Below are 12,920 nucleotides of genomic sequence, written 5' to 3'. Positions count from 1 at the left end.
TTTTCGGGGTTCACTTCATTCATAATAGGCAAGCTTTTTCAAGTTAATTCTCACTCATTCTCTTCTTATACCAATCCTGCATTCTCTCCGCATCTGCTACTCTCGTATGCTCTAGTTTATAATTGGATGATGCGTTAGAGAACTTATACGTACATAAATCCGCTCGGCGCTGGAAATATGATTGTGTTTTTTCCATTGATTGGACATGTCTTCTTCTAACAAGTCCTGTATATTTTCCGACGCTGCGATATACAAGCGTAATTTGCTCTCCGTTTACACTGTAACCATTTGTTTTAAATGTTGCGTATCCAAGTGTAAAGATGAGGATCGCGAGCGGAATCAATGCCCACATGATGAAGTGCTTTTCAAAGTATATACTTATTCCAATAAGTGGGATTGCTAGCATTGCGAAGAATATAAAACTATCAATTAAGTAACGACGTAATGCTACTTTTGGTAATGAAATAATGTTTGTATTCAGTTCGTATGGTAATTGTAAATGTGCAAGTAACTGTTGTACGCGATCTTTTCGAATGATAGGATGCAGTGTAACTTTTTCTTTTTCGTCACCCATTCTCTTACTTTGAATGACTTCTACTTGCACAGCACAATAACCGAATGGCTGACGCAAAATACTTTCTTTTATCGTAATACCTTGAATACGATGTAACTTTAGTACGAGTTCTTTTTTCTCAAGTAATCCTTGCGAAATGCGGACCTCATCATTTCTTCGATTTACTGTGAAATTACCATGTTTTAACGCGTAACCAATTGTCGATATAATCCATGAAAGGACGATCAAAATGGCTACCATGAAAATCCAGCCATATACATCATGTTCCATTACATACGACTTTACGCCATTCTCTATCCATTTCGGAATGTACTCATCTACTTGGTGATACACGAAAAAGATTAATGAGAATAACAATCCAAACTGACCAGATGTAACAGATGCTAATAAAATTTCTTTCAAAGTTAATTTGTACTCTGTCGCTTGCTTTTCCTCTGTCATAACTTCTTTTTCTACTACTTCTTCTGATGTTTCTTCTGCTTTTACTTCTGGAGTTGGCTCATTTAGTAAGGAAATAAGCTCCTTCGCCTCATCTTCTGTAATACCAGCTAGGCTTACTTCGGCATCATCGCCTCCGCCAGCTGTTTCGATTTGAATTTTCTTTAAACCGAGCATTTGATATAACACGTTTGAACTTGTATTAATCGTTTGAACACGTTCTTTATTTAAGTAGCTCTCCTTCTTCACAAAGAGCCCTTGTTTCACATGTAATACGTTATTTTCAACCCAGTATGTTGTGTAATACCATTTTTCAAACGCTGAAAAGACGGTGAGTAAACCGAATGCAGCGGGAATTAAATACCAAAACGGGAATTTTCCATTTAAGCTAAACATAAAAATAATGAGTGGTATAAAGTCTGTTATTTTTAATTCTAATAACATCGTAATGGGATGCTGCCTCTTATACATCCTCATCACTCACTTTCGCTAATTCTGCGATTTTCGTTTTCAACATTTCTGCTTCATACATCGTTAAGCCTGGGATACTGTGAGAAGTTGCCGCTGTTGAAATGTGCAATTGTGCTAATCCATATTTTCTCATAATTGGACCTTGTTCAATTGTCACGTGCTGTACACGAATCATCGGTACTAATACGCGCTTTACGACGAAAAGACCGTGCTGAATTTCAAGTTCTTCTTCATTTAATTGATAACTGTAATAACGTTGACGAAGTTTTGGGAATAAAAAGTACGAAAATGGTGCAAACGCAACTGTTAGACCAATCATCACGTACAAAATCCACGCCCACCAATCAAACTTTATCATGAGGAAAAGGTAAGCTAGCATGACGAGAATACCGATTCCTTCTTCAATTACAGCACGAACTTTCCACACCTTGACCATGTCAGGGTTAATTTCATTTTTCAATGGATCCATGTAACCACTCCAAATCTAGTAATCTAATATATGAATACTCTCAATCTATATTTTACATAACTTTACATAAAATTGAAATTTTATTATTTATCCTCTTTCTTCTCAGGAATAAAATATCCGAACCAAAGTAACCAAATGAAGCCAATTAACTTCATCCAACTTCCATCTGCTTGAAAAGCTTCAATCATACCTGGTATTTTATAAATCCCAATAAACCCAAGAAAACCGAGCCACCAGTTTTTTTGCATTTTCATTTTTATTCCTCCTTCATTACGTTTTTCACATTTTGAATCCAAATTTCTTTATACTTTAACTGGAATCCCATCAGCATGTAATTACTCATATTATCGATTACGAGCGCTAACGTATGAGCATTTTCTTCCGTTGCATGTTGTGACACAACGTCAAGTTCTACACCTTTCTTCAATAAATCGTGGAAACCATTTAAGAAATCTTCTTGTATTTCAAATAAGCGTTTCTGATACTTTTCATTTCGCGCCGCAGTTACGATGAATTCATTTATAACACGTAATATTCCTTCTTGGCCTTCATACTCAGAGAGCATATGTAAACCATCGGCAATTAATTTTTCTGCAAAGTTTTCTTTCGTATATTGTTCTTTATTGAAATAACTCACGAAATGATACCCAGAAAAAATTTCTTCAAATAAAAAATCAACTAACGCTTCTTTAGAAGAAAAATGATAATAAATAGCCGGTTTTGAAATACCTACCTCTTTCGCGATCATGGAAAGGCTCATTTTCTCAATGCCGTGCTCTGCCATGAGTTTAAATGATGCCTCTACAATGTTTTGCGATGTTTGTAAATTCTTTGTCATACTGTACCTCACTTATTTTTACTTACCGGTCGGTAAGTAAATTATAAAATGAAACGAAATGATTTGCAAGTTAGTTAGCGCTTCAGGAGGAATTTATTGGTAAATACAGAAAAGTATAAAGTAAAAGCAACATATAACAATAAGGAGGATATTCCTATGGGACTTGGTGGTAAAGGCGGTAGTGGTGGCACTGGTGGCGGTGAAGCTGGACAAGACGGTAAGAGCGTTAGTAGTGGGTATATAGTACTCATTGTGCTCTTTATCGTATTGATTGTAGTCGGAGTTGGCTATAACGGCATTAACTTCTAAAAAAAGCATCCTACATTACACATGTAGGATGCTTTCTTTCTAATTTCTATTAAGTATTCGCATACGATAACAATTCATCGTCACTTCTCCGAGCCTTTGCAGTAATTGATAGTTCGCATATGCGCCGACCGGGGCACCGATTATTGGTACGAGCTGAAGCATTTTTGCTAAATCGATATAGTCTCGGTACTCTGTTTGGAACTTTTCCCAGTCCATATGATTTTCTTCTTCTGTATCCCACGTTTCGATTGCTTTCCATATTTCTTTTCGGTGGTCGTCACTTGAAAAGGCAAGTTGGAAAACATGGAGGATAAAAAGGCGTTCTTCTTTATTGCTCGTATCAAACCCGTACAACGTTGCTGCATCGAATAAAAATTTAATTTTAATGCCGAGTAAAAGCGGAAAATCAGCAAGGCCAAGGAGAATACCGCCAGCTCCCGTCCCTGCTCCTTCTGCCGCTGCTATTTTTTTGTACTCATCCATTTTTTTACGTACTTCGTCGTCTCTTCTTTGCAATGACCAGTTCGTCTCTTTTAATTTCGGCTTTATAAAGTTTGATCCGGCACTAATCGTTTGCACCATCATTCGAATCGTTTCCGTTAATACTTTTTGCACTTTCGCCGGAATAAGCTGTTGCACTTTCGTCTGCACTTTCTTAGAGAACCGTGTCATCATAGAAGAATCTTTCATGAATGTAGCTTTCCACTGCTCCAATTCTTTTATAACCTTCTCTTCGTATGTAATCATAGGTTCATTCCCTTCAATTTAAACGCTCAATACGTTTCGCCCCGTATTGATAAACGAAACCGATACTAAATACTATGCTTACGACTAGTAAAATTCCCGTCATCATGAAATCTTTCGTCGCAAGGGCGAATATAACTGTAAATACAACGCTGCCGGTAATAAGGATCGCATTTAATAAGACAAGAAAATCTTTCTTCTTCTCTTCTCCCCCTACCGGATACAAATCAAGCCAAATCTTCATGCGGTGATGTTTCCATAAAGTTAATAGCTGATAACCGATTAAGTATAGGAAAATAAGGCTTACGATAAATCGTCCATATAAAAACGGAATAAAGTAAAGAATAACTCCTCCAAGAGCGAGCAAACGCATATATAAACCGAAATAGTTACCAGATCGTAAAAACGTTCTCGTATATAAGTATAAATATGTACGCTTCTCACCAATCATCGAAAGAATGAAATCAAGCCATTTTCTACGTGCTACTCTTTCTTTTAATGCTGGTACATCAACGAACATGTTCGCGATGCGGTACAGCAGCATCATCTTCTTACCTTCTTCAGAAATTAAGTACTCCCAGTTTAGCGGCTTTCCCTTCACCATTTGATGCAGTACTACAAGGTATAACACCATGAGAAGGACGATTCCGCCAACAAAAATAACGGAAGTACGCTCTACAAGGAAGTACACAAATAAACCGTTTAAAATAAAACGAATGAACCAATCAGCTCTTTGTATATTTTGGTCTGTTAAAAATGATTTTTCCCATGCAACGAATAAGTTCCACGCTTTTACAATGACAAACGCGAGTACAATCCATATGTAAGCCGCTCCTGTTTGCTTCATTTGTTGGAAGTATAACGGGGCAAGCGCTGCCGCTACAATTGCGATTATGTATAACTGAATCATAAACGTAAAGAGAAATGCCTTTGTAAAGTACGGTTTTAACTTTTGTTCAACTGGCAGTAAGTAAACGAGATCTGCTTCTTTTAATAACGTTTGAATGGATCCGGCCGTTAATACGAGTCCAAGCAGCACTGCCATAACAAGTGCTGTCGGAAACGACGGTGTTAACGTTTGTAACCACTGCTGGTAATAATACGCTCCTGCGCCGATGATAAATACAAAAATAAATTTCAAATGATCATTAAATACGTATTTACTATATGTACGAACTTCTTTTAGAAAGTGACGAAATCGTTCTTTCCATAATGCTGTGCTATTCATAATCTTCTTCCTTCGTTAATGCAATATAAATATCATCTAACGTTGCACCTGGCATATTAAACTGTGATTGCAGTTCAGATAATGTTCCCTTCGCTCTTACTTCGCCTTGATGCAAAATAATAAACGAATCACAATAACGCTCTGCCGTCGCTAAAATATGTGTACTCATTAAAATGCCCGCACCGCTCTTTTTCATTTGATCCATCATTTGAAGGAGTGATTGAATCGCTAACGGATCAAGCCCAACGAAAGGTTCGTCCACAATGTAAAGAGATGGTTCCACTAAAAACGCACTCATAATCATTACTTTTTGTTTCATCCCTTTTGAGAAATGAGATGGAAACCATTTTAAACGATTTTTCATGCGAAATTCTTGTAATAGTTGTCCTACACGTTCTTCATATTGTTGTTCATCGACACCGTACGCCATCGCTGTTAATTTCAAATGTTCTTCTAGCGTTAGCTCGTCATATAATACTGGTGTTTCTGGGATGAACGAAAAACTAGAACGGTACGCTGTCATATCATCACGAATTGTTTTCCCGTTAATTGTGACAGTTCCTTTTTTCGGTTCCATTAAACCGATAATATGTTTAATTGTCGTACTCTTCCCGGCTCCATTTAAACCGATTAAGCCGACAAGTTCGCCTTTATTCACAGAGAACGAAACATCTTTTAGTACAGGTCGTTTCGTATATCCTCCTGTAACATTTTCTACACGCAATAACTCGCTCATACGACACCACTTTCTTCATTAGTATTCATTCTATATTCATCTTACCAAAAATAGCGCTGTACTACATAGTATCGATGCCCTCAAAAAAAAATTTAAATTTGTTAGCATATATTTTTACGAAAGCGGACATCATAATTAGTGAAGAAGGAACACATTGAAAAAGCAACCACCAATTGATGAGTACAACAACATAGTGAAGTCATCATGAAATGGGGTGTCCATGTTGGACAAAGAAATTTACACATAACCAGATCATTTGTTTCATTTTCGAAACGGGGTGTCTCCGAAAGAGCATATACTGTTTTAAAAAATAAACAATTTCCTTTTATAAAGATTGCAATTCATTTCACTTGAAAATGGGGTGTCTACGGCAGAAACTTTAGCCGATTTACCGTGCATTTCTTAAATAAATGAGGTGTCTGCGAAACGTAAATTACGATAATGCTTTTTCAATCCCTCTTCAGAAAACAGGAAGCTGAGTCAGCTTCCTGTTTTTCGTGTTTGTTCTCTTATATAATTATGGTAAAATACGGCTAAGGCTACTTGAAAGGATGAGATCAATGAACCATACAGCGGACAATTGTATTTTTTGTAAAATTATTGATGGGCAAATCCCTTGCTCAAAAGTATACGAAGATGAACATGTGCTTGCATTTTTAGATATTAGTCAAGTAACAAAAGGACATACTCTTGTTATTCCAAAAGTTCACAAACAAGACATTTTTGCGTTAACGCCAGAAATCGCATCACACATTTTTTCTGTCGTTCCGAAAATCGCAAATGCGATTAAAGCAGAGTTTAATCCAGTTGGCTTTAACCTACTTAACAATAACGGTGAAAAAGCTGGACAAACTGTGTTCCACTTCCACCTTCATTTAATTCCACGCTACGGTGAAAACGATGGTTTCGGTGCTGTTTGGAAATCACATCAAAATGAATACACAATGGAAAATTTACAAAACATCGCAAGTACAATTGCAAATAGTGTGGAATAGTGACACTATAATAAGAAGTAATACATAACAAGCCACTTTCCTAAAGTCATTACATATTGCACGGCTTGTTTCTCCATTCAAGATCTCGGGGAATGTGCATTGCACACTTTTCTTTCCCTTGTCTTAAAGATATGCATATTTTTTCACATCATGAATACGAACAAAAAATAAGGAGGTTTCCTTTTATGTCAAAAGCTAAATCCTTTATTACAGGTGTCATTTGCGGCGGAGCAGTTGCTGGATTAGCCGTTCTTTTCTCTACTCCTTCTTCTGGTAAAACTATGCGCGGTAAGCTAAAAGAAAAAGGAACTGATATTAAAAAGACTTTAGCTGATATTACAGCTGATACAAAATTATTAAAACGTCAAATCGTTGAAACTGCTTCAGAAGGTAAAGAAGTGTTTCAAGAATTAAAAGAAGATATGCAAGACACGCTTTCTAACTGGAAGCAAGATATTTCTCAAAACAAACGACATATTGAGCAAGAAATTTTGGACATTCAAAAATCAATTGAGAAACTACAAGAAGCTGTTCCGGAAAAAGCGTAAACAAATTCCTGCTTAGTTTTTTGCATATAACAAATATTTTTTATATAAATCGACCTTAACACGGCATATCACACAGATATGCCGTGTTTTTATGCATTTACAATATATGTTATCACTTAACATGTAAGGACAACACATGTATTCACGACTCATAAAACGCTTCCATAGTTATGCATGATTTGTATAGAATGTCATTTTTCCGAAAAATTTTCACAATTCTCACAAAAAGACTTTATTAATTTTTACTTTACTGGCATAATAGATAGTAATGAAAAAGAATGTTAAAGTGGGTGAGTAAATGAAAAGTGGAGAAAAAGATTACTCGGTAAAAGAAGCGATGATTTTCAGCCAACGCATTGCTCAATTATCGAAAGCGTTATGGAAATGTGTAGAGAAAGATTGGCAACAGTGGATTAAGCCTTACGATTTAAACATTAATGAGCATCATATTTTGTCAATCGCTTATCATTTAAAAGGGGCTTCTATTTCTGAGATTGCTAAGTTTGGAGTTATGCACGTATCAACGGCGTTTAACTTCTCGAAAAAGCTGGAAGAACGCGGCTATCTTGTATTCTCAAAAAAAGAAGATGATAAACGAAATACGTACATTGAGATTACAGACAAAGGGGAAGAATTACTACTTCGCTTAATGGAGGAGTATGATCCTGAAAATAACTCTGTATTTAATGGGGCTCTTGCACTTCGTAATTTCTATGGTAAGTTCCCAGAAAATATCGAACTTATCGCTATCTTGCGCAACATTTACGGACAAGACTTCATCGATATTTTTGAGAAATCATTAGAGAATATTGAGGAGAATTTTACGGAATCCGATCAGAAGTTAGTTAAGAAGTAATCTATTTATTGTTTCGCAATCATGCTTAAGAATTCATTCATAAGCGGCTTAAATAAACCTTGTTTTGCTAGCGCTTCCGCAGTTTCGTGTACTTCGAGCTGATGTGGAAGCGCTTTTTCAAATTGATCTAACAGCGCATCGAACAAAAGAAGCCCTTCTGCTTTCTCCACTACATATTGCTCGTTCAATATTTCACAAAGATTTAGTATACGTTCAATATCTTTTTTACGAGCTTTTTTCTTTATGATCAAAGAATAAAATGGACACTTTTCTTCATCAATCATTTTAAATAGTAGGTCTACGTAGTATTCAGCTTGTTCTAATCTTCTAACAACGTCCATTTTCTCCCTCTCTTTCTAACACAAAGTCTTCTATTTCTGAATTTTATAACACGAACAAAATATCGTATGATACAATATATAAAGTATATGTATTTTACCAAAAGGAGGTCTCGCCTCATGACACTTATAACAGTTGTTTTTGTCGCATTCGCACTTCTTGTTATATTTTACACGAATTTCATGACACATACACTGTGTGAACGAAAACAAATAGCTGCGAGCCGCCAACCCGGTGTCTTTCGGGTTATTAATGTATGTATAACAATTTTATTAATTTCTAGTTATATAGAAATTATATTTCATGGAAAGTGAGGAAGGAAGCCCCTTCCTCACTTTTTTCCTCTATAAGCAAATTATACCTACTATAACCAATAAAATAAACAGTACAAGTAATAAAATAAGTTGAGAATTCATCCCCATCCCCTCCTCTTTTCTGTATATGCGGCATGCGCCCAATATGGAACACCTTCAAAATCTGACACGCACTGGTTAAATTTTCTTTATCAATATGAAATCGAGTCGAAATATGATATATTAAATTTTGTACATATTGCTTATACTATGAAATAAATGACACGCATCTTAACTTTATCCTCAGCCTCGGTAAGCCCTGTTAAGCGCGCTTTACCAATATACAAAGCAAAAGTATCAGTGAGACTTAATCGGGCTCTTATGAACTAAAATTCATTGGTGTAGGATAAATTAAAAATACATAATAGTAGGAGTGTTTATCGAATGAAGAAAGCTATGCTTGCCTTAGCCGCAACAAGTGTAATCGCATTATCAGCATGTGGAACAGGATCATCATCAGACAAAATCGTTACATCTAAAGCTGGTGACATTACAAAAGACGAGTTCTACAATCAAATGAAGACACAAGCTGGTAAACAAGTACTAAACAACATGGTTATGGAAAAAGTACTTATTAAAAACTACAAAGTTGAAGACAAAGAAGTAGACAAAAAGTTCGATGAAATGAAAAAACAATACGGTGATCAATTCGATACACTATTAAAACAACAAGGTATTAAAGAAGAAACTTTAAAAACTGGTGTGCGTGCTCAATTAGCTCAAGAAAAAGCTATCGAGAAAACAATCACTGATAAAGAATTAAAAGATAACTACAAGCCTGAAGTTAAAGCAAGCCACATTCTTGTAAAAGATGAAGCGACTGCGAAAAAGGTTAAAGAGGAACTTGGACAAGGTAAATCTTTCGAAGAGTTAGCGAAACAATACTCTGAAGATACTGGTTCAAAAGAAAAAGGTGGCGACTTAGGATTCTTCGAACATGGTAAAATGGTTAAAGAATTCGAAGATGCTGCTTATAAACTGAAAAAAGATGAAGTAAGCGAACCTGTAAAAACACAATTCGGTTACCACATCATTAAAGTTACAGACATTAAAGAGCCAGAAAAATCATTCGAGCAATCAAAAGCTGACCTGAAAAAAGAGTTAGTTGCGAAGAAAGCACAAGACGCTGAATTCATGAACGATCTTATGATGAAAGAAATCAAAAAAGCTGACGTAAAAGTTGAAGATAAAGATTTAAAAGATCTTTTCAAAGAGCAAAAAGCTGACGCTAAGAAAGACGAAAAGAAATAATGAAAAGCTCGGGATTAGCCCGAGCTTTTTTTATTTGCCCTCTTCTCGCGATACATTGCATCTAGATTCGGTACATGAAATTATGTAGTTGATTTTCGTGAATCTAAATTATATCAGCGATTTTTCAATTATATCGGCGATTTTCAAAATATATCGACTTACCGACAAAAACTGACAATGATCGCGATCCCCTCTTCAAGAAACACAAAAAAACCTCGATTCCACCGCACGGAACCAAGGTTTATCTTATTATCATTGATTAAATTAAGAAACTATGTTAAATTAGTACAGAAACACGTTTTCAAAAATATATAGAACGTATTTATCCGTATCTTAATTATACACCAAAACACATCTTCAGTCAACCTCTATTTTTCACTTTTAAAGGAGTGCTTACCGTATGAACAAAAAACTTGATTTAGAGCAAAAACGATTGGATACCGTAATTGAAACGATTACGGAGCAAATTGATAAACTGGAAAACGAAACTGGCAGACGCCGGGCGGAAGTAATCCATATTCGTAAACACTTTTGGGATGACGTGAAAGTTAATACTGATACTTTTGATGATTATCTTGAAACAGTTATCAACTTAAGACAACAAGCTCAGTCACTAGCTGTCACACAAATTACCCATAAGCACACCTTTAATCGACTTGCCGCATTAAGACGTATGCATAAAGCACCTTACTTTGGGCGAATTGATTTCAAAGAAGAAGGAGAATCTGCTGCGGATCAAATTTATATCGGCGTAGCTACACTTACTGATGCAAGCGGAGAAAACTTTCTTATATACGACTGGCGTGCACCCATTTCGAGTGTGTACTACGATTATCCACCAGGGCCAGCTGAATACAGTACACCAGGCGGCGTAATCCACGGTAATGTGGAGAAAAAATTACAGTACATTATTCAAAATGGCGAGATTGATTCTATGTTCGATACGAGCCTTACAATTGGTGATGAGATCTTGCAACAAGCGCTCGGAAAAGGTACGAACAAACATATGCAAAGCATCGTTGCTACAATTCAGCGCGAGCAAAATGAAATTATCCGTCACGATGAAGGCCGACTCCTTATCGTGCAAGGAGCTGCTGGTAGTGGTAAAACGTCAGCTGCCCTGCAACGAATCGCCTACTTACTATATAAATATCGCGAATGGTTAAAAGCTGATCAAATTATTCTCTTCTCCCCTAACTCTATGTTTAACAGCTACGTTTCTAACGTACTACCTGAACTTGGTGAAGAAAATATGCAGCAAGTGACATTCCAAGAATATTTAAACCATAGACTCAGTAAGTCATTTGATGTTGAAGACCCTTATGAACAATTAGAATATATGTTAACTGAAACGAATAGCCCTACCTATAAAACGAGAAATGCGAGCATTCGATTTAAAGCATCTACTCAATTTTTCGAGATGATTAGAGCGTACAGACAATCTCTTGAATCTTCAGGCATGCTATTTAGAGGAATGAAATTTAGAGGAAAGTTAATTGCTTCTGCTAAAGAAATTACAGAGCAGTTTTACAACACTGACTCCTCCCTCCGCTTCCATAATCGAATTGAAAAGTTAACAGATTGGCTAAATAAACAAATAGATGCAATTGAAAAAACAGAACTGAAAAAACCTTGGGTAGAAGAGGAAATTGAATTACTTAGTAAAGATGAATACCAAAAGGCTTATAAATATTTACAGAAAAAAGGCGAGTTTGAAGACAACTCCTTTAATGATTATGAGAAAGAAACGAAAGTACTTGGACGTATGATTGTCCGTAAAAAATTGAAGCCGCTTCGTAAAGGCGTTCAAACATTGCGCTTCATCAATTTCACAGGCATATATAAACAACTCTTCACAGATGCATCATGGGTTACTGGGGAAAAACCGAAAGAGTGGGACGATATTTGCTCCTTAACAGTAAACATGCTTGATGAAGGAAAGCTATATTACGAGGATGCGACTCCATTTTTACTGTTAAAAGAATTAATTGAAGGCTTCCAAACGAATAGATCAATTAAACATGTACTCGTAGACGAAGCACAAGATTATTCACCGTTTCAATTTGAGTTTTTAAAACGTCTCTTCCCTGCTGCAAGAATGACTGTACTCGGAGACTTTAACCAAGCGATATTTGCCCATGCGAGTGAAGCAGTGAATTTCAATACACTTACTAGCTTATACGGACCAGACGAAACGAATGGCATCAACTTAACTCGTAGCTATCGCTCAACAAAACCGATTATTGAATTTACACGTGCTCTCGTACCGGAAGGAGAGAACATTCACGCCTTTGAACGTGATGGCGAGAAACCTACAGTGACGAAAGTATCAAATGACAGTGAACTGCACGAGCATATTACTGCCAAAGTTGCTGAACTACAAAAAGAGCAGCACAATACGATCGCAATTATATGTAAATCTGCAGCTGAAAGCGCCGCTGCCTATGAAGCACTTCGTCATATCGACAATATTAAACTTGTGAAAAGTAACTCAGCCGAGTATGAGCAAGGCATCGTCGTGATCCCTGCTTACTTAGCAAAAGGTATCGAATTTGATGCTGTTATTATTTACAATGCTTCTAAAGATGTGTACAGCGACGAGAGCGTCCGTAGATTGTTTTACACTGCTTGCACGCGCGCAATGCATGAATTGCAACTTTATAGCGTTGGCGAGCTTAGTCCTTTTATACTTGGGGCTAATTCGGAGAGTTTTGAGCTTATAATGAAAACACCTTGATGATTCAAGGTGTTTCTTTTTTATGCAGGATTTA

General features: G+C 36.4%; 16 protein-coding genes. 7 read left to right on the top strand and 9 right to left on the bottom strand.

Annotated features, from left to right (window positions below):
• Positions 1 to 43: 43 nt before the first annotated feature.
• From DN389_RS22005 to DN389_RS21995, 4 genes are all read right to left on the bottom strand, one after another.
• Positions 44 to 1,483, bottom strand: a complete 1,440-nt coding sequence (locus DN389_RS22005) for a PH domain-containing protein (RefSeq protein WP_098802226.1) — start codon at positions 1,481 to 1,483, stop codon at positions 44 to 46.
• Positions 1,476 to 1,952: a PH domain-containing protein gene (locus DN389_RS22000; protein WP_088082709.1), complete on the bottom strand. Its 477-nt coding sequence runs from the start codon at positions 1,950 to 1,952 to the stop codon at positions 1,476 to 1,478. Before DN389_RS22000 ends, DN389_RS22005 begins: the two co-directional genes overlap by 8 nt.
• Positions 1,953 to 2,035: 83 nt before the next feature.
• Complete coding sequence (locus DN389_RS28530; RefSeq protein ID WP_170959451.1) at positions 2,036 to 2,206, bottom strand: hypothetical protein; 171 nt, start codon at positions 2,204 to 2,206, stop codon at positions 2,036 to 2,038.
• 2 nt (positions 2,207 to 2,208) lie between these two features.
• Positions 2,209 to 2,790, bottom strand: a complete 582-nt coding sequence (locus tag DN389_RS21995) for a TetR/AcrR family transcriptional regulator (RefSeq protein WP_000164863.1) — start codon at positions 2,788 to 2,790, stop codon at positions 2,209 to 2,211.
• A gap of 156 nt (positions 2,791 to 2,946) precedes the next feature.
• Between DN389_RS21995 and DN389_RS21990 the strand changes: the two genes are divergently transcribed.
• A complete protein-coding gene (locus DN389_RS21990) occupies positions 2,947 to 3,099 on the top strand; it encodes a sporulation protein YjcZ (RefSeq protein WP_075310498.1) in 153 nt (50 codons plus the stop codon).
• Between the two features lie 39 nt (positions 3,100 to 3,138).
• Here DN389_RS21990 and ecsC read toward each other — a convergent pair whose 3' ends face one another.
• From ecsC to ecsA, 3 genes are read right to left on the bottom strand one after another with little or no spacing between them, the layout of a single operon-like run.
• Positions 3,139 to 3,846: an ecs operon protein EcsC gene (ecsC, locus tag DN389_RS21985; protein ID WP_064471027.1), complete on the bottom strand. Its 708-nt coding sequence runs from the start codon at positions 3,844 to 3,846 to the stop codon at positions 3,139 to 3,141.
• A gap of 13 nt (positions 3,847 to 3,859) precedes the next feature.
• Complete coding sequence (ecsB, locus tag DN389_RS21980) at positions 3,860 to 5,071, bottom strand: ABC transporter permease EcsB (protein ID WP_001089119.1); 1,212 nt, start codon at positions 5,069 to 5,071, stop codon at positions 3,860 to 3,862.
• Positions 5,064 to 5,807 carry an ABC transporter ATP-binding protein EcsA gene (ecsA, locus tag DN389_RS21975; RefSeq protein WP_001292607.1) on the bottom strand — a complete coding sequence of 248 codons (744 nt, stop codon included), beginning with the start codon at positions 5,805 to 5,807 and terminating at the stop codon, positions 5,064 to 5,066. Before ecsA ends, ecsB begins: the two co-directional genes overlap by 8 nt.
• 560 nt (positions 5,808 to 6,367) lie before the next feature.
• Between ecsA and DN389_RS21970 the strand changes: the two genes are divergently transcribed.
• The 3 genes from DN389_RS21970 to DN389_RS21960 all read left to right on the top strand — a co-directional run bounded on the left by DN389_RS21970 (position 6,368) and on the right by DN389_RS21960 (position 8,206).
• Complete coding sequence (locus DN389_RS21970) at positions 6,368 to 6,802, top strand: HIT family protein (protein ID WP_001016839.1); 435 nt, start codon at positions 6,368 to 6,370, stop codon at positions 6,800 to 6,802.
• A gap of 185 nt (positions 6,803 to 6,987) precedes the next feature.
• The gene (locus DN389_RS21965) at positions 6,988 to 7,350 is read left to right on the top strand and encodes a YtxH domain-containing protein (protein ID WP_088121566.1); all 363 of its coding nucleotides are present in this window, start codon (positions 6,988 to 6,990) and stop codon (positions 7,348 to 7,350) included.
• Positions 7,351 to 7,648: 298 nt separating this feature from the next.
• Entirely contained in the window at positions 7,649 to 8,206 is a 558-nt protein-coding gene (locus DN389_RS21960) for an HTH-type transcriptional regulator Hpr (RefSeq protein ID WP_000834920.1), read from the top strand.
• Between the two features lie 5 nt (positions 8,207 to 8,211).
• Here the strand turns inward: DN389_RS21960 and DN389_RS21955 are convergent, their stop codons facing one another.
• Positions 8,212 to 8,547: a DUF1878 family protein gene (locus DN389_RS21955; protein WP_000383652.1), complete on the bottom strand. Its 336-nt coding sequence runs from the start codon at positions 8,545 to 8,547 to the stop codon at positions 8,212 to 8,214.
• Positions 8,548 to 8,664: 117 nt separating this feature from the next.
• Between DN389_RS21955 and DN389_RS21950 the strand changes: the two genes are divergently transcribed.
• Entirely contained in the window at positions 8,665 to 8,859 is a 195-nt protein-coding gene (locus tag DN389_RS21950) for a hypothetical protein (RefSeq protein ID WP_000172690.1), read from the top strand.
• 30 nt (positions 8,860 to 8,889) lie between these two features.
• Here the strand turns inward: DN389_RS21950 and DN389_RS29235 are convergent, their stop codons facing one another.
• The gene (locus DN389_RS29235; protein ID WP_002007073.1) at positions 8,890 to 9,003 is read right to left on the bottom strand and encodes a hypothetical protein; all 114 of its coding nucleotides are present in this window, start codon (positions 9,001 to 9,003) and stop codon (positions 8,890 to 8,892) included.
• 279 nt (positions 9,004 to 9,282) lie between these two features.
• On the opposite strand from DN389_RS29235, the gene prsA reads away from it, so the two are divergent.
• A complete protein-coding gene (gene prsA, locus DN389_RS21945) occupies positions 9,283 to 10,149 on the top strand; it encodes a peptidylprolyl isomerase PrsA (protein WP_088062326.1) in 867 nt (288 codons plus the stop codon).
• Positions 10,150 to 10,549: 400 nt separating this feature from the next.
• Positions 10,550 to 12,886, top strand: coding sequence for an RNA polymerase recycling motor HelD (helD, locus tag DN389_RS21940; RefSeq protein ID WP_149237625.1), 2,337 nt, complete (start codon positions 10,550 to 10,552; stop codon positions 12,884 to 12,886).
• Positions 12,887 to 12,920 lie beyond the last annotated feature (34 nt).

It is taken from the genome of Bacillus sp. AY3-1 (assembly GCF_008368785.1).
GTDB classification, from domain to species: domain Bacteria; phylum Bacillota; class Bacilli; order Bacillales; family Bacillaceae_G; genus Bacillus_A; species Bacillus_A wiedmannii.
The sequence above is the reverse complement of the archived record's forward strand: the minus strand, read 5'-3'. Positions and strand labels throughout refer to the sequence as shown.

Coding starts and splice junctions, on each gene's coding strand:
- ecsA (WP_001292607.1), bottom strand. CDS start 5,807: ATGAGCGAGTTATTGCGTGTAGAAAATGTTACAGGAGGATATACGAAA.
- prsA (WP_088062326.1), top strand. CDS start 9,283: ATGAAGAAAGCTATGCTTGCCTTAGCCGCAACAAGTGTAATCGCATTA.
- DN389_RS21990 (WP_075310498.1), top strand. CDS start 2,947: ATGGGACTTGGTGGTAAAGGCGGTAGTGGTGGCACTGGTGGCGGTGAA.
- ecsC (WP_064471027.1), bottom strand. CDS start 3,846: ATGATTACATACGAAGAGAAGGTTATAAAAGAATTGGAGCAGTGGAAA.
- DN389_RS22000 (WP_088082709.1), bottom strand. CDS start 1,952: ATGGATCCATTGAAAAATGAAATTAACCCTGACATGGTCAAGGTGTGG.
- DN389_RS21960 (WP_000834920.1), top strand. CDS start 7,649: ATGAAAAGTGGAGAAAAAGATTACTCGGTAAAAGAAGCGATGATTTTC.
- DN389_RS21970 (WP_001016839.1), top strand. CDS start 6,368: ATGAACCATACAGCGGACAATTGTATTTTTTGTAAAATTATTGATGGG.
- DN389_RS28530 (WP_170959451.1), bottom strand. CDS start 2,206: ATGAAAATGCAAAAAAACTGGTGGCTCGGTTTTCTTGGGTTTATTGGG.
- helD (WP_149237625.1), top strand. CDS start 10,550: ATGAACAAAAAACTTGATTTAGAGCAAAAACGATTGGATACCGTAATT.
- DN389_RS22005 (WP_098802226.1), bottom strand. CDS start 1,483: ATGTATAAGAGGCAGCATCCCATTACGATGTTATTAGAATTAAAAATA.
- DN389_RS21995 (WP_000164863.1), bottom strand. CDS start 2,790: ATGACAAAGAATTTACAAACATCGCAAAACATTGTAGAGGCATCATTT.
- DN389_RS21965 (WP_088121566.1), top strand. CDS start 6,988: ATGTCAAAAGCTAAATCCTTTATTACAGGTGTCATTTGCGGCGGAGCA.
- DN389_RS21955 (WP_000383652.1), bottom strand. CDS start 8,547: ATGGACGTTGTTAGAAGATTAGAACAAGCTGAATACTACGTAGACCTA.
- DN389_RS21950 (WP_000172690.1), top strand. CDS start 8,665: ATGACACTTATAACAGTTGTTTTTGTCGCATTCGCACTTCTTGTTATA.
- ecsB (WP_001089119.1), bottom strand. CDS start 5,071: ATGAATAGCACAGCATTATGGAAAGAACGATTTCGTCACTTTCTAAAA.